This window comes from Pseudarthrobacter quantipunctorum (genome assembly GCF_045291495.1).
GTDB lineage: Bacteria > Actinomycetota > Actinomycetes > Actinomycetales > Micrococcaceae > Arthrobacter > Arthrobacter quantipunctorum.
The window spans coordinates 1580523-1600996 of the sequence record NZ_CP148033.1; the positions used below are offsets into that span (position 1 = coordinate 1580523).

At 68.1% G+C, this 20474-nt stretch carries 16 protein-coding genes; 10 read left to right on the forward strand and 6 right to left on the reverse strand.

Going from position 1 to position 20474, the window contains the following annotated elements; genetic code table 11:
- Positions 1-7 precede the first annotated feature (7 nt).
- Genes WHH00_RS07245 through rsmD form a run of 3 tightly spaced genes read left to right on the forward strand, consistent with a single transcriptional unit; the run spans position 8 to position 3920 of the window.
- Positions 8-994, forward strand: coding sequence for a DAK2 domain-containing protein (locus WHH00_RS07245; RefSeq protein ID WP_406637696.1), 987 nt, complete (start codon positions 8-10; stop codon positions 992-994).
- The gene (locus WHH00_RS07250) at positions 984-3251 is read left to right on the forward strand and encodes an ATP-dependent DNA helicase RecG (protein ID WP_406637698.1); all 2268 of its coding nucleotides are present in this window, start codon (positions 984-986) and stop codon (positions 3249-3251) included. The genes WHH00_RS07245 and WHH00_RS07250 overlap by 11 nt, the downstream gene beginning before the upstream one ends.
- 45 nt (positions 3252-3296) lie before the next feature.
- Positions 3297-3920, forward strand: coding sequence for a 16S rRNA (guanine(966)-N(2))-methyltransferase RsmD (gene rsmD, locus WHH00_RS07255; RefSeq protein WP_406637700.1), 624 nt, complete (start codon positions 3297-3299; stop codon positions 3918-3920).
- 34 nt (positions 3921-3954) lie between these two features.
- On the opposite strand, the gene WHH00_RS07260 is transcribed toward rsmD, so the two are convergent.
- Together WHH00_RS07260 and WHH00_RS07265 are read right to left on the reverse strand one after the other, a co-directional pair.
- Entirely contained in the window at positions 3955-4740 is a 786-nt protein-coding gene (locus WHH00_RS07260) for a spermidine synthase (RefSeq protein WP_406637702.1), read from the reverse strand.
- Positions 4740-5969 carry an aminotransferase class I/II-fold pyridoxal phosphate-dependent enzyme gene (locus WHH00_RS07265; protein ID WP_406637704.1) on the reverse strand — a complete coding sequence of 410 codons (1230 nt, stop codon included), beginning with the start codon at positions 5967-5969 and terminating at the stop codon, positions 4740-4742. The genes WHH00_RS07260 and WHH00_RS07265 overlap by 1 nt, the downstream gene beginning before the upstream one ends.
- A gap of 43 nt (positions 5970-6012) precedes the next feature.
- Here WHH00_RS07265 and coaD point away from each other — a divergent pair, with 43 nt between their 5' ends.
- From coaD to mutM, 5 genes are all read left to right on the forward strand, one after another.
- Entirely contained in the window at positions 6013-6513 is a 501-nt protein-coding gene (gene coaD, locus WHH00_RS07270) for a pantetheine-phosphate adenylyltransferase (protein WP_406637706.1), read from the forward strand.
- A 123-nt stretch (positions 6514-6636) separates the two neighbouring features.
- On the forward strand, positions 6637-7161 hold the full coding sequence (locus WHH00_RS07275; protein WP_082874416.1) for a DUF177 domain-containing protein: 525 nt from the start codon (positions 6637-6639) through the stop codon (positions 7159-7161).
- Between the two features lie 36 nt (positions 7162-7197).
- A complete protein-coding gene (rpmF, locus tag WHH00_RS07280) occupies positions 7198-7401 on the forward strand; it encodes a 50S ribosomal protein L32 (RefSeq protein ID WP_009356569.1) in 204 nt (67 codons plus the stop codon).
- A gap of 21 nt (positions 7402-7422) precedes the next feature.
- Positions 7423-8151, forward strand: a complete 729-nt coding sequence (rnc, locus tag WHH00_RS07285) for a ribonuclease III (RefSeq protein WP_406637709.1) — start codon at positions 7423-7425, stop codon at positions 8149-8151.
- A gap of 4 nt (positions 8152-8155) precedes the next feature.
- Positions 8156-9127, forward strand: coding sequence for a bifunctional DNA-formamidopyrimidine glycosylase/DNA-(apurinic or apyrimidinic site) lyase (gene mutM, locus WHH00_RS07290; RefSeq protein WP_406637711.1), 972 nt, complete (start codon positions 8156-8158; stop codon positions 9125-9127).
- 35 nt (positions 9128-9162) lie between these two features.
- On the opposite strand, the gene WHH00_RS07295 is transcribed toward mutM, so the two are convergent.
- The 3 genes from WHH00_RS07295 to WHH00_RS07305 are packed head-to-tail and all read right to left on the reverse strand — an operon-like array spanning position 9163 to position 13951.
- The gene (locus WHH00_RS07295; protein ID WP_406637713.1) at positions 9163-10134 is read right to left on the reverse strand and encodes an NAD-dependent epimerase/dehydratase family protein; all 972 of its coding nucleotides are present in this window, start codon (positions 10132-10134) and stop codon (positions 9163-9165) included.
- Positions 10131-12935 (reverse strand): alpha/beta fold hydrolase, encoded by a 2805-nt coding sequence (locus WHH00_RS07300; RefSeq protein WP_406637715.1) that lies wholly within the window; start codon positions 12933-12935, stop codon positions 10131-10133. The genes WHH00_RS07295 and WHH00_RS07300 overlap by 4 nt, the downstream gene beginning before the upstream one ends.
- The gene (locus WHH00_RS07305) at positions 12929-13951 is read right to left on the reverse strand and encodes a 3-oxoacyl-ACP synthase III (protein WP_406637717.1); all 1023 of its coding nucleotides are present in this window, start codon (positions 13949-13951) and stop codon (positions 12929-12931) included. The genes WHH00_RS07300 and WHH00_RS07305 overlap by 7 nt, the downstream gene beginning before the upstream one ends.
- A 233-nt stretch (positions 13952-14184) precedes the next feature.
- Here WHH00_RS07305 and smc point away from each other — a divergent pair, with 233 nt between their 5' ends.
- The gene (smc, locus tag WHH00_RS07310) at positions 14185-17766 is read left to right on the forward strand and encodes a chromosome segregation protein SMC (RefSeq protein WP_406637719.1); all 3582 of its coding nucleotides are present in this window, start codon (positions 14185-14187) and stop codon (positions 17764-17766) included.
- Positions 17767-17842: 76 nt separating this feature from the next.
- Positions 17843-19051: a signal recognition particle-docking protein FtsY gene (gene ftsY, locus WHH00_RS07315; RefSeq protein WP_406637721.1), complete on the forward strand. Its 1209-nt coding sequence runs from the start codon at positions 17843-17845 to the stop codon at positions 19049-19051.
- A 46-nt stretch (positions 19052-19097) separates the two neighbouring features.
- Here the strand turns inward: ftsY and WHH00_RS07320 are convergent, their stop codons facing one another.
- Complete coding sequence (locus WHH00_RS07320) at positions 19098-20336, reverse strand: MFS transporter (protein ID WP_406637723.1); 1239 nt, start codon at positions 20334-20336, stop codon at positions 19098-19100.
- Positions 20337-20474 lie beyond the last annotated feature (138 nt).

Here is a 20474-nt window from a genome sequence, read left to right on the forward strand (position 1 = left end):
GCAAGCGATGAAGAGGTGGTTGGGCAAGGCTGAAACGGCACTTGGCAACCACAGCGACCGCCTGAATGCCATTAATATTTTTCCGGTGGCCGATGGCGACACCGGGACCAACCTCTACGTCACCGTGCGGGCAGCCGCCCGGGCCGTGTCCGCCGGCGGGGACCAGCCGGCCCACATGGACGTGGGCGCCGTCCTGGCCACCGCGGGACAAGCCGCAATGGAGGAGGCGCGGGGAAACTCCGGAACACTGCTCTCGGTGTTCCTGTCTGCCGCCGCTGAACCACTCGCAGGCCACACCCGCCTGACGTCCACCCTCCTCGCAGCAGCGCTCAACCGCGCCCAGATCCGCGCCTGGTCCGCCCTCAGCGACCCCGTTCCCGGAACCATGCTCTCGGTCATGGAAGCGGCAGCGAGGGCTTCCGCGGCCGTGGACGCAGGGCAAAACGGAGACGACAGCAACCATGCCCTGGGATTGGCCCTGGATGCCGCTGTCGAAGCTGCCCTCGCAGCCGTGATCCACACCGAGGACCAACTGGCCGCCCTGACCTCCGCGCACGTGGTGGATGCCGGCGGGGTGGGAATGCTTCTGATCCTCGATTGCCTGCGCTCGGCGATCCTGGGGGAGGAACTCCAAGGCGAGCTCCTTGACGGGCTGCACGGCTACGACGTGTCGGATCCGCACATCCACACCGCCATGCCGGACGACGACGGCGTGGAAGTCATGTGCACCATCAGCCTTTCCCCGCTCAACGCAGCCACCCTCCGGCAGCGGCTGGACGAGATCGGCGAGTCAGTCATCATGAGCCAGGTAGGCAGCGGGCCTGACACCGAGGGCAACTACCGGTGGCGCGTCCACGTCCATGTCCCCGAGGGGGAGCCCGCCGTCGAGATCATCCGGTCCCTCGGTGAGCCCGCCAACATCAGCATCAGCGAACTTGCCCTGCCGCGCGATCCGGCAGCGGATGCAGTGAACTCCAGCGGGCATGAGCGCTGAACTGGACCTGGCCCTGGAACGCCGGCTTGGCAAGCGTTCCGCCGCCGTCATTGAAAAACACCTGGGCATCACCACGGTGGAGGGGCTGCTCAACTATTACCCGCGCCGTTACATGAACCGCGGGGAGCTGACCCCCATCAGCGAGATCCCGCGGGACGAGGAAGTCACCCTGATCGCACGGGTCCTGTCCAGCAGCACCCGCCGCATGCAGGCGCGCCGCGGCACCATCACGGACGTTGTGGTTTCCGACGACGACGGAAAACAGGGACTTCGGCTGGTAGGTGGCACGGAGTACCGCGGGAAAGCACCTGGGACCCTCAAAATCAGCTTTTTCAACGGCTACAAGGCCCAGGCGGAACTGCTCCAGGGCCGGCTTGCCCTCTTTTCCGGCAAGGTCACCAGCTTCAAGGGGTCCCTCGGCCTCACCAATCCGGACTACCAGCTCCTGGACGAGGACATGTTCAGCGACAACGGCCGCGATCCGGAAAAGATGGCCGCCATGCCCATCCCCGTGTACCCGGCCACGTCCAAGCTGCCCAGCTGGAAAATCCAGAAGGCCGTCTCCACCCTGCTCGAAACCGCTGACCTCGACGCCCTCCCCGACCCCATCCCGGCCGCCATCGCGGAACGGGAGAAATTCCTGCCCATCGCCAAGGCGTACCGGCTGATCCACGAGCCGGAGTCAGCCGGTGACTGGCAGCAGGCCCGCCGCCGTTTCCGCTACCAGGAAGCCCTGGTGCTGCAGTCCGCCCTCGCCCGCCGCCGCGCCCAGCTCGCGGCGGAGGAAGCCACGGCCCGCCGGCCCGTCCCGGACGGTCTCCTGTCCCGCTTCGACGCTGACCTGCCGTTTACCCTCACTGCCGGGCAGTCCGCCGTCGGGGAGACTCTCGGGCGCGAACTGGCCCGGGACACCCCCATGAACCGGCTCCTCCAGGGTGAAGTGGGCTCCGGCAAGACCGTCGTGGCCCTCCGGGCAATGCTGCAGGTGGTGGATGCCGGGGGCCAGGCCGCCCTGCTGGCACCCACGGAAGTCCTCGCCGCACAGCATTTCGATTCAATTCGCCGCACGCTGGGAGCCCTGTCCAGCGACGGGCTGCTGGGCGGAACGGACGGCGCCTCCGTCCAGGTTTCACTGCTCACCGGGTCCATGCCTACGGCCGCACGCCGCCAGGCCATGCTTGACGCCGCGTCCGGGACTGCGGGGATCGTCATCGGTACCCATGCCCTGCTCAGCGGCAATGTTTCCTTCTACGACCTCGGCCTGATCGTGGTGGATGAACAGCACCGGTTCGGCGTGGAGCAGCGTGACGCGCTCCGGGCCAAAGCCAGGAAGCCCCCGCACCTGCTCGTCATGACGGCCACGCCCATCCCGCGCACGGTGGCCATGACCGTTTTCGGCGACCTGGAAACGTCCGTCCTGGACGAGCTGCCGGCCGGCCGGGCGCCGATCTCCACCCATTTGGTGGGACTCGCCGAAAACCCGGCATGGGCGGGCCGCATCTGGGCGCGGGCCCGGGAAGAGATTGACGCGGGCCACCAGGTGTACGTCGTCTGCCCCAGGATCGGAACGGACGACGACGGCGATTTCAGCCCCGGGGAGGCGGCGCCTCCGGCAGGGGACACGGAAGGCGACGGCGGGCGGGAACTCGCATCGGTGACAGCCGTCGTCGAGCATCTGTTGGAGGAGTCGTCCTTGTCCGGGGTGCCCCTGGCGCCGCTCCATGGCCGGCAGGAGCCGGACCTGAAATTCGGGGTGATGGACGATTTTGCGGCGAACCGCATCAAGCTGCTGGTCTCCACCACCGTGATCGAGGTGGGCGTGGATGTCCACAACGCCACCCTGATGGTCATCCTCGATGCCGACAGGTTCGGGATCTCCCAGCTGCACCAGCTCCGCGGCCGCGTGGGCCGGGGCGGGCTCCCGGGCATGTGCCTGCTGGTGACCTCCCTTGAACCGGGCCACCCCAGCAGGCGCAGGCTCGAAGCAGTGGCTGCAACAACTGACGGGTTCGCGCTCTCCGAGGAGGACCTCAAAATGCGCCGCGAGGGCGACATCCTTGGTGCCTCGCAGTCAGGCGGACGCTCTACCCTGAAGCTGCTGCGGGTCCTGGAACACGGGGATGTAATTGCCCGGGCACGGGAAGATGCCCAGCAGATCGTGGGCGAAGACCCCGCCCTGGCGGCCCGCCCGGAGCTTGCCGAGGCGATAGAGAAGTACCTCAATCCGGAAAAGGAGGCGTTCCTTGAACGCGGATAGCATGGTGCGCGCCGGACTGCCTGGCTTTGCAGACAGGAGTGTCCAGTGAGCCGGATCATTGCAGGGGCCGCCGGCGGCTCCCCCCTCACGGCCGTTCCAGGCTCCTTGACCAGGCCCACCACGGACCGGGTCAAGGAAGCGCTCTTCTCCCGGCTTGACGCCTTCAACGTCATTGCCGGAGCCAGGGTCCTGGACCTTTACGCGGGCTCAGGCTCCCTGGGGGTTGAGAGCGGCAGCAGGGGAGCCCAGACAGTCGACCTCGTGGAGTCAGACGGCAAGGCAAGCGCAGTGTGCCAGCGCAATGCCGACCTCGTCAACGGCGTGCTGGGGCGCAAGGCCGTCACCGTACACCGTTCCAAGGTCGAACCCTTCCTGGACCGCGCCCCGGAGACCGCTGAGTGGGACCTTGTTTTCATGGACCCCCCGTACCCGCTTGAGGAAGTGGCGCTGAATGCCGCGCTCCAGAAGCTGGCCCCCCACCTCTCGGCTGCCGCGGTGGTGGTGGTGGAGCGGTCGTCCCGATCCCCGGAACCACAGTGGCCTGACGCCCTGACCCGGTTCGCGGAGAAGAAATACGGGGAAACCAGGCTTTGGTACGCGGAGCCCTACGTGCCTGACGCCATTGACGGGGACGACATTCCGGACGGGCAGGAACCGTCGGAAAGCTAGCCTGTCCTGTTCCGGCGCCCGTCCTGGTCATTGGTCACCCCGCGAAAGGGTCCAGATCCACCCCGGCCAGGACTTTCGCCGGGTGCGGCCCCCGGGCAGTCAGTTCCGCGGTCCATTCCCTGGGCCATGGGGTCTGCGTGCCCGCAAGGATGATGTTCCCGGGATAGCGGCCCTCGAACATGCCCGTTTCAGCCAGGGCAGCCACATCCGCCATGGCCTCCCGCATGGCCGCCACCTGGCTCCGGACCAGTGTGAGCCCCGGTTCGTCACCCACATTGACGATCAGCACACCGCCGGGGCTGAGCCGGTCCCGCACTTCCCTGTAGAACGCGCTGCATGCCAGATGCGCCGGTGCCTCCGGCCCGGAGAAAATGTCCAGGATGACGACGTCGAACCGGAGTTCCGGGTCCAGCCGCGCCAGTGATTCCCGGGCATCGCCGGTGACGGTGTGGAGATCCGTGCCCTCGGGCAGGGGTAGCTGGCGCAGGACGAAGTCAAGCAGCTCGCGCTCCAGCTCCACGGCGTACTGCACCGATCCGGGCCGCGTTGCCTGGATGTACCGCGCCAGGGTCAGTGCCCCGGCTCCCAGGTGCAGCGCGCGGACAGGACCGCCGGCAGGTGCTGCCAGGTCAACCAGGTTGCCGATCCGGCGGAGGTACTCGTAAAAGATCTCCTCCGGCCGGACAAGGTTGACGTGGGACTGTTCGGCGCCGCCGATGCTCAGGACGTAGCTGCCCTCGGTGAAAGCGTCCGGTTCGATGGACGCGTGCTGCCCTGTGGTCCGCAGGAACCGCGCGTGGGTCCCGCCCCCGGCGGGCATCAGAGCCTGCCACTGAGGGAAGACAGGCGTTCGGCAGCCTCATGGAGGATTCCGGCCTTCTTGCAGAAAGCGAACCGGAGCAGGCTCCGGGTCCGCTGCGCCCCTTCCGCGTGGCAGAACACGGGCACGGGGATCGCCGCGACTCCCACCAGCGCCGGAAGCCTCCGTGCCAGGTCCACGGAGTCGGTGATGCCCAGGGGAGCAGTGTCCACGTTGACGAAGTAGGTGCCCTGCGGGGAAAAGACGTCGAACCCTGCGGCGCGGAGCCCTTCGCTCAGGATGTCGCGCTTCTCCTGCAGGGACGACGCGATGCCCTCGTAGAAGGAGTCCGGCAGGGCCAGCCCCAGGGCGATGGCCGACTGGAACGGCGTGCCCGAACTGTACGTGAGGAACTGCTTGACCGTCCGCACGGCGGCCACCAGGTCTTCCGGGCCCGTGAGCCAGCCGATCTTCCACCCGGTCAGGGAGAAGGTCTTGCCTGCGGAGGAGATGGTGATGGTGCGGTCCGCCGCGCCGGGCAGGGATGCCACCGGCAGGTGGCCGACGCCGAACGTGAGGTGTTCATAGACCTCGTCCGTGACGATGATGCTGTTGTGGGTGCGTGCCAGGTCAACGATCCGCTGCAGCACTTCCCGCGGAAAGACCGCGCCGGTTGGATTGTGGGGATTGTTCAGGAGGACAACCTTCGTCCGCGGGCTAAAGGCGGCTTCCAGCGCTGGCATGTCCGGCATGAAGTCCGGGGCCAGCAGCGGGGCGGTGACGTGGGTTGCGCCGGACAGGCCGATCACCGCGCCGTAGGAATCGTAGAAGGGTTCCAGGGTCAGAACCTCGTCACCGGGACCGGCGAACGCCAGGAGCGAGGCGGCAATGGCCTCGGTGGCGCCGGTGGTGATGACCACCTCGGTGGCGGGATCGGGCGACAGTCCGTAGAAGCGCCGCTGGTGGACCGACACTGCCTCCCGCAGTTCCGGGATGCCTTTGCCGGGCGCATACTGGTTCGCGCCTGCTGAGATGGCGGCCCGGGCGGCTTCCCTGATTTCCAGCGGTCCGTCCTCATCCGGAAACCCCTGGCCGAGGTTGATGGCGCCGGTCTGGACAGCCAGGGTGGTCATCTCCTCGAAGATGGTGATGCCAAGCCCCCCGTCCGGGGAGAGGAGGTTCGCTCCGAGGGCCGTGCGCTGCCAGGGAGCGGGAGCCGTGGGGGCGGAAACTTCCCGTGGTGCATGCATCCAGTCATGGTATCCCGGCCTTTCCATGGGGTAGGTTCGGAGCATGAGACGCGCTGTCTGCCCCGGATCCTTCGACCCCATCCACAACGGCCATCTCGAGGTTATTGCACGTGCGGCCGGCCTCTTCGACGAGGTGATCGTGGCCGTCTCCACCAACCAGGCCAAGAAGTACAGGTTCGCCCTGGCCGAGCGCCTGGAAATGGCACGGGAAACCCTCGCCTCACTCAAGGGCATCGTGGTCGAACCCGTGGGGGAAGGGCTGCTGGCCGAGTACTGCCGGCAGCGCGGGGTCTCAGCCATAGTCAAAGGCCTGAGGTCATCCTCGGACTTTGACTACGAACTGCCCATGGCCACCATGAACCGACAACTCAGCGGCGTGGAGACAGTCTTCCTGCCGGCTGAAGCGCACTATCTTCATCTGTCCTCCACCCTCATCAAGGAGGTGGCAGGCCTTGGCGGCAACGTGTCCGACTACGTGCCCCGGTCAGTGCAGCGGCGGATGCTCGCGGGCGAGCCTCCACGGAACCAGCAGCCGAAAGGGTAGGCTTGTCCGGTACTTCGGCACTGTACGCCGGCCGGTTTGAGTCCCCGTGGCTCTTCAGGCTAAGATGGTACGTCGGTCATATGTTCAACAGGAGTTCTCATTAAAAGAGATGCTGGTTCGCCCTTGGCGTTCGACGTCAAGGACCTCGGGCGCAGCCCGGGAAGCATGCGGACACTGAAGGAACATGTACCCGCACCAGGTGACCTTGGTGTGGCGCTCATTGGCGTTCAGGAAGGCTCGGATGTCGAGCTGGATCTGAGGCTTGAGGCCGTACACGAAGGAATTTTGGTATCAGGTACTGTCCTCACCGAGGTAACGGGTGAGTGCGGCCGATGCCTGGATCCCCTTGCGTATGACCTTGAGGTCAATGTGCAGGAACTTTTCTTCTATGAAGGCGTGGAGCTTTCGGACGAAGAAGATAATGAAGAGCAACGTCGAGTCGAGCACGATGTAATCGATCTTGAACCGGTGTTGCGGGACGCAGTGGTGACCGCGCTGCCGTTCCAGCCGGTGTGCCGGGAAGACTGCCAGGGCCTTTGCTCCGAATGTGGAGTTCGCCTGGAAGACGAGCCGGGGCACCACCACGAGGTCCTGGATCCTCGCTGGGCTGCCCTAGCTGATATGGCTAAGCCTGACCGGCAAAATTGATTTGTACGTGTTTGTCTAGAGAGAAATGAGTTAGCCGTGGCTGTTCCCAAGCGGAAAATGTCTCGCTCGAATACCCGCGCCCGCCGCTCCCAGTGGAAGGCGACCGCCCCCCACCTGGTGAAGACCGTCGAGAACGGCCAGGTCACCTACAGCCTGCCGCACCAGGCAAAGGTCGTCACCGACTCGGCCGGCACTGCGCTGTTCCTTGAGTACAAGGGACGCAAGGTCGCTGACGTCTAATCGGCCACTCAGGCTGACATGATGTCTTCAACTGAAGAGCTTCTGAAGCGTCTCGGTGTCTCTATTGACGCCGGGACGCTTCGTCTTGCGCTCACCCACCGTTCCTACGCCTACGAAAACGGCGGCATTCCCACGAACGAGCGCCTGGAATTCCTGGGCGACTCCATCCTGGGTTTCTCTGTCACGGACGCCCTGTACCGGGACAACCCGGACCTCCCCGAAGGCGATCTCGCCAAGCGGCGCTCCGCCGTCGTCAGCACACGGGCGCTGGCCGGCATCGGCCGCAGCCTGGGCATCGGGGAGTACATCTACCTTGGGCAGGGCGAAAAGCTCACCCAGGGAAAGAACAAGGCGTCCATCCTGGCAGACACCATGGAGGCCCTGATCGGCGCCACGTATGTCTCCAACGACATTGAGACAGCACGCCAGCTGGTCATGCGCCTGATCGGTCCGCTGCTCAAGGACGCCGCAGCCCTGGGGGCCGGGACCGACTGGAAGACCAGCATCCAGGAACTCGCCGCCAGCCGCCAGCTGGGCACCATCCACTATGCCGTGGATGGCTCCGGGCCGGACCATGCGCGGACCTTTACGGCAGTCCTGCATGTTGGCGGCACCGCCTACGGGAAGGGCTCCGGCCACTCGAAGAAGGAAGCGGAGCAGGAAGCGGCGGCCGACGCCTGGCGGGTGCTCTCCGGAGCCGGCAACACTCCGGGGGCAGCCTCGTCCGCCGGTCCCGTCCCCGCAACCTAGCGCCGTGCCCGAACTTCCCGAAGTCGAGGTGGTCCGGCGCGGCCTGGTGAGCTGGGTCCGGGGACGGACTATCGACGCCGTGGAGGTGGTCGATCCACGGTCAGTCCGCCGCCACGCGCTGGGAGCCGGGGACTTTATCGGGAACCTGGAAGGCGCCACCGTCCTGGACGTTGTGCGGCGGGGCAAGTTCCTCTGGATGCCGCTCCTGGACACCGGTGCCGGCGGCCCGGCGGGAACGCCGGGCAGTGCCGGCATCCCGCAGGTGGCGCTCATGGCGCATCTTGGCATGAGCGGCCAGCTCCTGATGCAGGGCGGGGATGTGCCGGACGAAAAGCACCTCAAGGTCCGTTTCCGGCTCAGCCCCCGCGACGGCATGCCCGGGCAGTTGCGGTTCGTGGACCAGCGGATCTTCGGCGGACTGTTCGTCACGGACCTCGTTCCAACGGACGACGGCGGCCCCGGCGGACTCGCTGAATCACCCCTTCCGCTGATCGCGGCGGAAGCGGCGCACATCGCACGGGATCCGCTGGACCCTGCCTTCTCCTTCGACCTTTTCTACCGGCGTCTCCGGAAACGCAAAACGGGGCTGAAGAGGGCACTGCTGGACCAGGGTTTGGTGTCCGGCATCGGCAACATCTATGCCGATGAAGCCCTCTGGCGCGCCCGGCTGCACTACGCCAGGCCCACGGACACGTTGCGGCGTGCCGAGGCGGAACGGGTCCTCGCGGAAGCCAGCGAAGTCATGCTGGACGCCCTCGCCGCCGGCGGGACCAGCTTTGATTCCCTCTACGTGAACGTCAACGGCGCCTCCGGCTACTTCGACCGGTCCCTGAACGCCTATGGCCGCGAAGGCCTCGAATGCAGGCGCTGCGCCGCAGCCGGCGTTTCCAGCCGCATGAAGCGCGAGCAGTTCATGAACCGCTCGTCCTACACCTGCCCTGCATGCCAGCCCCGTCCGCGGAACGGCCGCTGGTAGCGGAAAGCTCCCGGCAGGCCGGACAAGGCTGCCGCCTACCGGGCGCGGTAGTGTCCGGCCAGCTTCGCCAGGCCCTCGTCAATGGATACTGCTGGTGTCCAGTCCAGGAGCCTGCGGGTTTCACGCTGGTCGAACCAGTGGGCGGTGGAGAGCTGCTCAGCGAGGAACCTGGTCATCGGTGGTTCCCCGGCCCGCCCGGACCGGGTCCAAAGAACTTCGATGAGCGATCCTGCTGCCCGGGCCAGGACACCGGGCGCCGACCAGGAGGGTGCCGGAACGCCGCCGGCGGCGCAGATGCCCGCCAGCAGCTCGCCCACCGGCCGCGGTTCACCGTTGCTGACCACGAGTGCCCGGCCGTGGATGTGCTCCATGCGGTGCAGCGCCGCGGCGATGGCAGAGGCCGCGTTGTCCACATAGGTGGTATCGATCAGGGCAGCCCCGCCGTCGAGCAGCGGCAAGCGGCGGCGGCGTGCGCGGTCCAGTACACGTTCCACCAGTTGGGTGTCCCCGGGGCCCCAGACGATGTGCGGGCGCACCGCGGCGACCCGGAAATCCGGCGCGTCAGCAGCCAGCGCAAGAAGTTCGGCCCGGGCCTTGGTGCGTGAATAGTCCCCGTGCGCCCGGTCCGGGTCCGCCGGTTCAGCGCCCAATCCCGCTATTGCGGCCCCCGAGTTGGCCACCGACGGCGAGGAAACAAAGACCATGTCCTGCACGCCCGCCGCACGGGCCGCACGGAGCAGGCGGCGGGTGCCTTCCACGTTCACGGCGTCGAATTCCGTGGCCTTGCCCGTGAAGGAGACCTTGGCCGCCAGGTGGATAATGCCCTCCGCGCCGGCAACTGCCCGGCGGACGGCGTCGTCGTCCGTGATGGACCCGGTAAGGTCCGTGGCGCCGTCGACCCCGGCGGGGCGCCGCTGGAAGGTGGTCACAGCGTGGCCCTGGCGGAGCAGCAGCCGGGCCACCTCGCCGCCCAGCAGGCCGCTCGCGCCGGTGACGAGGACCCTCACAGCCTGCCCGCCCGCCCGCCGGCCAGCACCGCGCCAGCCCACAGGGAGAGGCGGGTCCGGTCAATCTTGGCGTTGTGGCGGATGTCGGTGGGTTGGGCGGGCACAACCAGGACGGCGGAGACGCTGGCGCCTGCCGCGCGGGCCGCTTCCCGGACCCGCGCTGCGAGCTGCGGCGCGGCAGGGCCCGCCCGGCGGGCACGCGGCACGGTCTCGACGACGGCCACTACGGCCTGCGTCCCGGACGGGCCGACACCGACGACCGCGGCCAGTCCGACGCCGTCCAGCCGTTCGATGGCCTGTTCGGGGCCCACCGGGGTCACAACGGCGTCCGGCGCGGTCACGACATGCGCCAGGCGTCCCTCCACCCAGAGCCGGCCGGCACTGTCGAGGTGTCCGACGTCGCCGGTGCGGTGCCACCCCGCCGTGCGGCTGCTCTCACGCTGGGTCAGCCAGAGCCTGTCGTAGGTTTCCTTCACATGCGGGGCGCCCACCAGGATCTCTCCGGTGACTCCCGGCTCCGTGATGGGGACGTTGCCGGCGGCGGTGCCGTCCGCGGCAAGCGGGATGACGGCAACGCGGGCGCGGTGCACCGGCAGGCCCACACACACGCCGTTGCCCGCCCCTGCCATGTTTCCGGCGGCAGCGTCTGCCGCGGCGGCGCGGATCTGTTCAAGGCTGATGTCCGTGACGGGCAGCGCCTCGGTCATTCCGTAGGGGGTATGCAGCGAGGCGTGGGGCACCAGCCGCTGCATCTCCGCAAGGAGCGGTTCGGGGACGGGGGCGCCGGCCGAGAGGAGCAGCTCCACGCGGTCCAGGGCCTGCCGGCCGGCGGGGCCCATGCTGTTTTGGGTGGCGAGGACGTTGCGCAGCGCCGCGGGGGAGGCGAAGACCACCGTGGCGTCGATGGCCGCAGCGGCGTCCGCGAGTGCGCGGGCTGTCAGGGTCCGCGGTGCGGTGACGTCCATGGCTGGCGTCACGGAGACGGCCCCCAGGGCCGGTCCCAGCAGCGCGAAGGGCGCGAACCCGGCCACCAGGCGCGCGCCGGGACGGATCCCCAGCGTCGCGGCAACGGTGTCCCGCATGGCCGCCAGCCGCCGCTGCGTGTACACCACGCCCTTGGCGGGTCCGGTGGATCCGGAGGTGAAGAGCACCGCCGCGGGCGCATCCGGGTCCGGGTCCTGAGGCGCCGGCGCCGTTCCGGCCGGGATGCTGCCCCGGCGGGCCAGAGCTGCAAGGGAGGTCTCGACGGCGAGGAGCCGGCGGCGGGCAGCCGGCAGATCCTTCACACTGATGCGGCGCCCCGGCCAGCCGAGCACCGATGCTGCGGCGAGGGCCTTGTCGATGCCGATAAGGAAGTCCGGGGCGGCGCCTTTGACGGCGCGGCTGAGGCCGCGGGTGCCGAGTCCGGCGTCCGCCACCACCACTACTGCGCCCAGCCGGAGGCAGGCGTAAAGGACCACTGTCAGGTCCACGCCGGGTGGAACCATGAGGCTCACGCGGCTGCCCGTCCGCACGCCGGTCTGCCTGAGCCCGTTGGCTAGGGCGGCGATCCGCTGTTCAAGCTCCTGCCAGCTAAGGGCACGGGAGACACTTCCGTCCGCAGCCATCTCGGCGACGGCGGTGTCCCCGCCGGCCGGTCCTGCAGCGAACTGCGTCAGCGGCGCCCACAGGGGAGCGAAGCCGGTGCCGGAATCTACCGCAGGGGAAGACACAGCAGAAGAGGGCACAGCAGGGGAGGGCGCAGCAGTGTAGGGCACAGCACGGATAGGTGCAGGAAGCGACGGCGCGGCAGGGGGAGGTGCTGCAGGGGAGTGCGCAGCGGGAGGCGCACCAGCCGCCGACACCGTTTCGGCACCAACAGGCGTCCTGTCCCCGCCGTACCCGGCGAGCCAGTCGAAGACGGGACCGGCGATATCCCGGTCCTCCGCGACCAGGTGGCCCGCACCTTCGAAGCGGTGCACTTCCGCGGCCGGCAGGCGGCCGATCAGGTCCTTGAGGTAGCGGTCAGAAAAGATCGGGTCCCGCGGTCCCCAGAGCAGCAGCGCCGGAACGTGCAACCCGGACAGCCCGTCGGCGACGCGGTTGAGCGCGGCAAAGCTTGGATGGGACGCATCGGCGGGGATGTCCGCAACAAAGTTCCCCACTCCCTCGCGGCGGCCGGCGCCCACATAAGGGGCCATGAACGCGCGGCGGACCTCGGGGGCAAGCGGCGGGCGGGCCAGGGAATGTGTCACCCGCAGGAAAGCGTCCGACGTCGTTGTGCCCCACCTGTGCACCGCGGGGTGCAGGGCAATCCGCAGCGCCGGCGGGATGGGCGAGCCCGGAGGCTGGTGGACGGCTGTGTTGGTCAGCACCACGCCGGCGAGCTGCTGCGGATGGGCCAGCGCCCAGCCAAGGCTGACCACGCCGCCCCAGTCGTGGCCGACGGTGACTACCGGGCCGTCCAGCTCCAGCGCATCGGTGAGGTCGCCGAGGTCATTGATCCGGTCCGCCAGCCGCCGGAACGTCCCGGTCCGCTCCGAGAAGCCCATGTCCAACTGGTCCACGGCCACTACGCGCCAGGGCTGTTCTGCACGGGAGCCGGCGGCCAGCAGCGTCCGCCACAAGTAGGACCAGGTTGGGTTGCCGTGCACGCACAGCAGGGTGCCGGCAGGGGACAGGCCGCGGCGGGACAGCTGGGGCCCGTTGTCCAGCAGGTGCCAGCGGCGGACCGTTTGGGGGTCATCCGCGGCAGAGGTGGACGGAACGTCGATTTCGCGCGACCATTCCGGGTCGACGCCTGTCCAGTCTGCGGTTACCAAACGATTTCCACCATGGCGGTGTTGAGGCCGGACCCGACGCCCATGCACAGCACGCGGTCCCCTTCGTCAAGGTTCTGCGCTTCGGCGGCCAGGGTCATCGGCAGGGATGCCGGGCCTACGTTGCCCCAATGCGGGAACGTGATGGGCACCTTGTCCGGGTCCAAGTCGATAGCGTCAACGATGGCCTGGGTGTAGGCCGTACTCACCTGGTGCGTGACATAACGGTCCATCGAGCCCCAATCCCACTCCGGCTGGGCCTCGTGCCAGGCGTCGAGCACCAGCTGCAGGCCGCCGTCGAGCAGGCCCTTCGTGTCGGTGGCCATGCCGTCGATGCCGCCCACGCACAGCTCATGGTGCTCCGTCCCGGCGCGCATCACGCCACCAAGGATCCGGTGCGCCCCCGGGTGTTCATCCCCCGGCCCCAGGACGGCAGCAGCGGCCCCGGAGCCCAGGGTAAGCGTGGCGAACTCGCGGTTGAAGTCCTCCCGGGTTGTCTCCGGCCGCTGCAGCCTGGCCAGGGTTGCCTCCTGCGTGGCCTGGGCATCCTCACCGTTGACGATCACCGCGTACTTGATCTGGCCGGAGTCGATCATGTTGGCGGCCAGGGTCATGCCATTGACGAACCCGAGGCAGGCATTGGCGACGTCGAAGTTCATGGCGGAGGACGGGAGGCCAAGCCCGTGGTGGACCTTGACCGCGACGGACGGTTCGAGGTTCCGCCGCGTCACGGACGTGTTGATCAGCAGCCCCACCTCGGATGCTTCGATGCCGGAATCGGCCAGGGCCTTTGCGCCCGCCTCAATGGCGGCGTCGTCAAACGAGGTCCCGGGGGCCCACCACCGGCGGTGCGTGACACCGGCCACCCGTTCGAGCAGCCTGGGCGGGAATTTCAGCCGGCGCAGGGTGGACGCCAGCCGGTGGTCGAACTCCGTGGAACTGACAATCCGCGGAGCCTGGACGCCGATCACCGAGAGCAGAGCGGTGTTGTGGTGCCGGAACGTTGCATTCCCTATCAAATCAAGCCTCTGTTCGTGTCCGTCCTGTGCTGTGGCGGGTAACCGCCCCCTCAAGCACAAAGCCCAAGGACTAATCATGCCCGGTGGCGGTCCATTCCTGCACATGCAGAACAGGACATCCTGCCCGGCCCGGACGGGCTTCTGCGCGAAAATGTCCCGGCCCCGCAGTAGATTGTAGGTATCCGTGGCTGTCCCCACCATCCGCGTCCGCCGAGCAGGAGAACCGAAACGCCTTGCACCTCAAAAGCCTGACCGTCCGGGGGTTCAAGTCATTCGCGTCCGCCACCACCTTCAATTTCGAGCCTGGGGTTACCGCGGTGGTTGGCCCCAATGGATCCGGAAAGTCCAACGTGGTGGACGCCCTGGCCTGGGTTATGGGGGAGCAGGGTGCCAAGACCCTTCGCGGCGGGAAAATGGAAGACGTCATTTTCGCCGGCACCTCGGGCCGGCCGCCCCTGGGCCGTGCCCACGTGTCGCTGACCATCGACAACACCGACGGCGCCCTGCCCATCGAGTACAGCGAAGTGACCATTTCGCGGACCCTGTTCCGTTCGGGCGGCTCCGAATACGCCATCAACGGTGCAGGCTGCCGCCTGCTGGATATCCAGGAACTGCTCTCCGATTCCGGCCTAGGCCGCGAGATGCACGTCATTGTGGGCCAGGGCCAGCTTGACCGCGTCCTGCACGCCACACCGGAGGACCGCCGGGGCTTTATTGAGGAAGCGGCGGGCATCCTGAAGCACCGCCGGCGCAAGGAAAGAACGGTGCGCAAGCTGGACGCCATGCAGGCCAACCTGCAGCGCCTCAACGACCTCACCGGAGAAATCCGCCGCCAGCTCACACCCTTGGGGAAACAGGCCGAAGTGGCCCGCCGGGCCCAGCGCGTGCAGTTCGATGTCCGTGATGCCCGCGCCCGCCTCCTGGCAGATGATCTCGTCCAGCTTCAGCTGGCCCTGGAAAGGGACGTAGCGGACGAGGCTGCCCTGAAGGAACGCCGGACGGTCGCTGCCGGGCAGCTGGAGGCCGGCCGCAGGCAGCAGGCGGCCCTGGAACAACGCGCAGCTGAAGCAACCCCCCAGCTGAACGCCGCCAGGGACACCTGGTACCGCTTGTCCGCCACCAGGGAACGCCTGCGGTCCCTGGGCTCGCTGGCGCAGGAACGCAACAGCCTCCTGGGATCTGTCGAGGCCCCGGCGCCCGGCCGGGATCCGGAACAGCTGGAACGCCAGGCCGCCAGGGTCCGTGAGGAACTTGCCGAACTCGAGCGTGGCATCCTGGACCGGCGAGCTGCCCTTGAGGCAGCCTCAGCGGACAAGGCTGAAGCGGAACGCGCCGCCCTGGAAGAGGACAAGCGGCTCACCGCAGAACTCCGTGCGGCAGCCGACCGGCGTGAGGGACTGGCCCGCCTGGCCGGCCAGGTGGCAGCGGCAAGGTCACGGGTGGAATCCGCCCAGGCGGAACTGGGCAGGCTGCGCGAATCACTTGCCGCAGGAACCGAGCGGCGGGCCCGTGCCCAGGCCGAATTCACTGCCCTGGAAAACCAGGTGGCGGGCGTGGAGGAAGGGGAGGAATCCCTCGACGCCGACTACGAGGCCGCCAGTGAGGCCCTGGACACGGTGATCCAGAAGATCGAGGGCCTCCGGGCAGCTGTCAGCGAGGGGGTCCGCAAGCGGGATGCCTTGGTGGCGCGGCGGGATGCCCTGAAGCTGGGCCTCGAACGGAAGGACGGCGCCAGCCACGCCCTGCACGCAGGCCTCGACGGGATCCAGGGATCCCTGGCAGCGCACCTGGCCGTGACACCGGGCTTCGAGACCGCCATCGCCGCTGTCCTGGGCGAGGCGTCCGAGGCAGTCCTGGTCCAGGATACGGCCACCGCTGTTGCCGTGATCCAGCTTCTCAAGGACAACGACGCCGGGCGGGCGTCGCTGCTCGTCGCCGCGGCGGCGGCCACGGCGGGAAAGGCGGGGGACGCCACGGCGGCCCTCCCAGCGGGGGCCCGCTGGGCAACGGACCTCGTCACGTGCCCTTCCCCCTGGACACCCCTCGTGGCGCACCTGCTGTCCGGCACCGCCGTCGTGCCCGACATCCAGGCTGCGTCCGCCCTGGTGGCGGCCCACCCGGAGCTGACTGCCGTGACCCGGGCCGGAGATATTTTCGCGGCCCTGTCAGCCACCGGCGGCTCGGCGAAGGCGCCGTCCCTCCTGGAGGTGCAGGCCGCAGTGGACGACGCCGAGAGCGAGCTTGCCGGGGTCACCGCGGGCCTGGAGCGGGACAGGTTCGCCCTGGCCGGCGCCGAGGCGCAACGCGCCGAGGCGCAGGAGCGCGCCGACGCCGCACTGGACAGGCTGCATGACTCGGATGCCAGGCTGGCCGCCGTCGCAGAACGCCTGGGCCACCTGAACTCCGTCCTTCGCAGCGCGGTCGGGGAAAGCGACCGCCTCGCAGCATCCCTGGCCAAAGCCGAGGAAAACGTTGCCGCAGAGGAGCAGGCGCTCGCTGCCGTCACCGCGCGCCTGGCGGCAGCCCAGGAAGTCCCGCTGGAACAGGAGCCCTCCACCGGGCACCGCGACGCGCTGGCACTGGCTGCCTCACACGCCCGGAGCGCCGAGGTCGAGGCGCGGCTGTCGCTCCGCAGCGCCGAAGAGCAACTCACGGCCACAAGGAACCGGGCCGCTTCCCTGGAGCGCGCAGCCGGCACGGAACGCAGGGCACGCGAGGAAGCTGCCGAACGGGCCCGGGTCCGCCGCATCAAGGCGCGGCGGGCAGCTGCCGTTTCCGCAGCCGCCGGCCTGGCGCTCCGCTATGTGGACGTATCGGTGGATCTGGCACAGCATGAGCGGGACCTGGCGGAAGAGAACCGGGAGCAGAGGGACCGGGAGCTCGCGGAGATCCGGACCGCAAACGAAGTGCTGGCCCGTGAACTCGCCGACCTCACGGACAACGTCCACCGTGACGAGCTCGCCCGGACCCAGCAGAAGGCACGGATCGAAGCCCTGGAAAGCCGGTCCATCGACGAGCTGGGGATAACCCCGGACGCCTTGGTGGCCGAGTTCGGGCCGGACGTCCCGGTTCCCGCCGGGGAGAGCGGGGACAAGTGGGCGGCCCTTCGCGCCCCGGTGGACCACACCGGCGCGGACATCGTCGAGGGAAAGCCCTATGTCAGGGCAGAGCAGGAAAAACGCCTGCGGAAAGCGGAGCGGGACCTCGCCGGCCTGGGCAAGGTCAACCCCCTGGCGCTGGAGGAATTCGCCGCGCTGGAGGAACGCCACCAGTTCCTGAGCAGCCAGCTGGAGGACCTGAAGGCCAGCCGAAAGGACCTCCTGGACATCATCAAGGAAGTGGATGACCGGGTCCAGCGTGTCTTCACGGAGGCGTTCGAGGACACCCAGGCCCAGTTCACAAGGGTTTTCGCCAGGCTTTTCCCGGGCGGCGAAGGGCGCCTGGTCCTCACCGACCCCGCCGATATGCTCACCACCGGCATCGAGGTGGAGGCCCGCCCGGCCGGCAAGAAGATCAAGCGGCTTTCGCTTCTGTCCGGCGGCGAACGCTCACTGACTGCGGTGGCCCTGCTCGTGGCAATCTTCAAGGCGCGGCCTTCACCTTTCTACGTTATGGACGAGGTGGAAGCTGCGCTGGACGACACCAACCTGGGCCGGCTCATCACGATCTTCGAAGAACTCCGGGAATCCAGCCAGCTCATCGTCATCACCCACCAGAAGCGGACCATGGAAGTCGCCGACGCCCTGTACGGCGTCACCATGCGCGGCGACGGCGTCTCCACCGTGATCAGTCAGAGGCTGGGGGCCGAGGTCTGATGTGGCCGGCGTAACGGCAGGTCAACTGCCTTCCCGCCCCCCAAAAGAGCCCCGGCGTCTATGAGAAGCTAGGGGAGTGAATGACATCCTTCCCATAGTTCTGTCCATCCTTGCTGCCCTGGTGGTTCTCGGCGGGCTGATTCCGGTCTTCCTGAGGACCCGGAAGAACATCACGCGCTACCCCGGCCCGCGGGACGCCAACGACCCCCTCCTGCCCCGGAGCGGCAGCACGGCCGTGGAGGACCGGCCGGGCGCGGTGGCAGACCGCACGGCCCCTAGCGGCGCGGACCTGGACGGGCTGGAGACCACCGAGGTCCCGGACAACGCCGCAGGACTCGAAGTCATTCCAGTGGAAACCCCGCTGCCGGTGGCAGGCCGGCTGGTCCGCCTCCGCGAACGGCTGGTCCGCTCCAACAACGTCATGGGCAAGGGACTCCTGGCCCTGCTCTCCAGCGACAAGATCGACGAGAACGTCTGGGACGAAGTGGAGGAAACGCTCCTCCTCGCAGACCTCGGCACCGAACCCACCATGCAGCTCGTGGACGCGCTGCGCGAACGCGTCAAGGTGCTGGGCACCCGGACACCTGAGCAGGTCAAGCTCCTGCTGCGGGAGGAGCTCATCAAGCTGGTTGATCCCACCATGGACCGCACGCTCAATGTCCAGCGGCATGCGGACAGGCCTGCGGTGATGATGGTGGTGGGCGTGAACGGCGTCGGCAAGACCACAACCGTCGGCAAGCTTGCACGCGTGCTGGTGGCCGAGGACAAGGACGTCCTGCTCGGTGCCGCGGACACCTTCCGTGCCGCCGCCGCCGAACAGCTCGCAACGTGGGGCCAGCGCGTCGGCGTTCCCACCGTCAAGTCGGACATCGACGGCGCGGATCCCGCCTCGGTTGCCTACGAAGCGGTCAAGGCCGGCATCGACCAGGAAGTCGACGTCGTGATGATCGACACCGCCGGACGGCTCCAGAACAAGGTTGGCCTCATGGACGAACTCCGGAAGGTCAAGCGCGTTGTGGAGAAGCTCGCTGAAGTGGACGAGGTCCTCCTGGTGCTTGACGCAACCACCGGCCAGAACGGCCTGAACCAGGCCCGCGTGTTCTCCGAAGTGGTCAACATCACCGGCATCGTCCTGACCAAACTGGACGGAACCGCCAAGGGCGGCATCGTCGTCGCAATCCAGAAAACCCTGGGCGTCCCCGTGAAGCTGATCGGACTGGGAGAAGGGGCGGACGACCTTGCCCCCTTCGAGGTCGAGGGCTTCGTGGACGCGCTGCTGAACTAGCCGCAGCCGTACCCGCAGCCCGTCCTGGCCTGACGTCAGCCCGCCGTCAGGCCGCAGGCTTCCGCAGGCTCTCCCGGGCGGCAAGCCACGTGCACGCCGCCACCACCATGACGCCGCCGGTCACTCCGAACGCCCAGCCGTAGCCCAGCCGGTCGGCCAGCACACCGGCCAGGACCGGCCCAACAATCGCGCCGACGTCGGACGTCATCTGGTAAACGGCGAGTACCTTGCCTCCGGACCGCCCGTTTCCGATCACATCGGCGACCGCGGCCTGCTGGGCCGGGCCGAAGAGTCCCGAGCCGACGCCGGCCAGCGCCGATGCCGCCAGGAACCAGCCCAGTCCGGTGGTGAAACCGATGGCAGCCGTGGAGGCACCCGCCACGAGCAGCCCGGCCACCATCATGGGCTTGCGGCCCAGGGTGTCGGCCAGCCGGCCTGAGAACGTCAGGGCCGCAGCGTTGCCGGCGGCAAAAACAGCCAGCGCAAACCCCGCCGCCTCAGGCCCCGCGCCGAGGGCCGCCACCGCAAACAGCGGAACTGTGGCCATCCGGACGCCGAAAGTGGCCCAGCCGTTGACGAAGCTGGAAACCAGCGCTGTCCGGTACGTTCCTGCGGCAAGGGCCTCGGCCAGCGGCATGTCGGCACGGTCCTGCTGCGGCCCGCTGCCGCGTCGCTGATGGCTCAGCTGTGTTTGGACCACGACGGCGGCCACCACCAGGGCCGCCGCGTACGCCAGGAACGGAACCCGCAGGCCGAAGCCTGCCAGCAGGCCGCCCACGATCGGTCCGCAGACGTTCCCGATGAGGAAAGCGGACGCGTAGGCGCCCGAGACCCGGCCCCTGCTTTCCGGCGGCGCGAGCCGCACCACCAGCGCCATCGACGCGACCGTGAACATCACTGAGCCGGCGCCGCCAAGCCCGCGGAACAGCAGCAGCTGCCAATAGTCCTGCGCGAAGGCGCACGCAGCCGTGGACGCCGCCACGATCAGCAGTCCCGTGACGTAGACGGGGCGTTCGCCCAGCCGGCCTATCAGGGCGCCGCCCGCAGGGGCAAAGACCAGCCGCATGAACGCGAAGATCGCCACGATCACGGACGCTTCGGTATTTCCCACTCCGAAGGTTGTGGCGAATTGCGGCAACACGGGGGCAACAAGGCCGAATCCCAGCGCGATGAGGAACGCTGCGGCCAGCATCACCTTTATGTCGCGCGGGAGCTTCTGCCGGTCCTTGCGCAGCAGGGAAAAAATCCGCGATGTTGCGCGGCTCACGCGGGTATCTGCCGTCATGGTCCAGTGGTCCTTGCGTATGTGGGTGCCGGGCTTCGGCGGGAGCGGTGAAACATAACCGTAACAAGCCAGATATGCACCATTTACTTCCTAGAGGTTGTTGTAACAGCCCCGCAATACAAATCCTCCGCGGCCGAA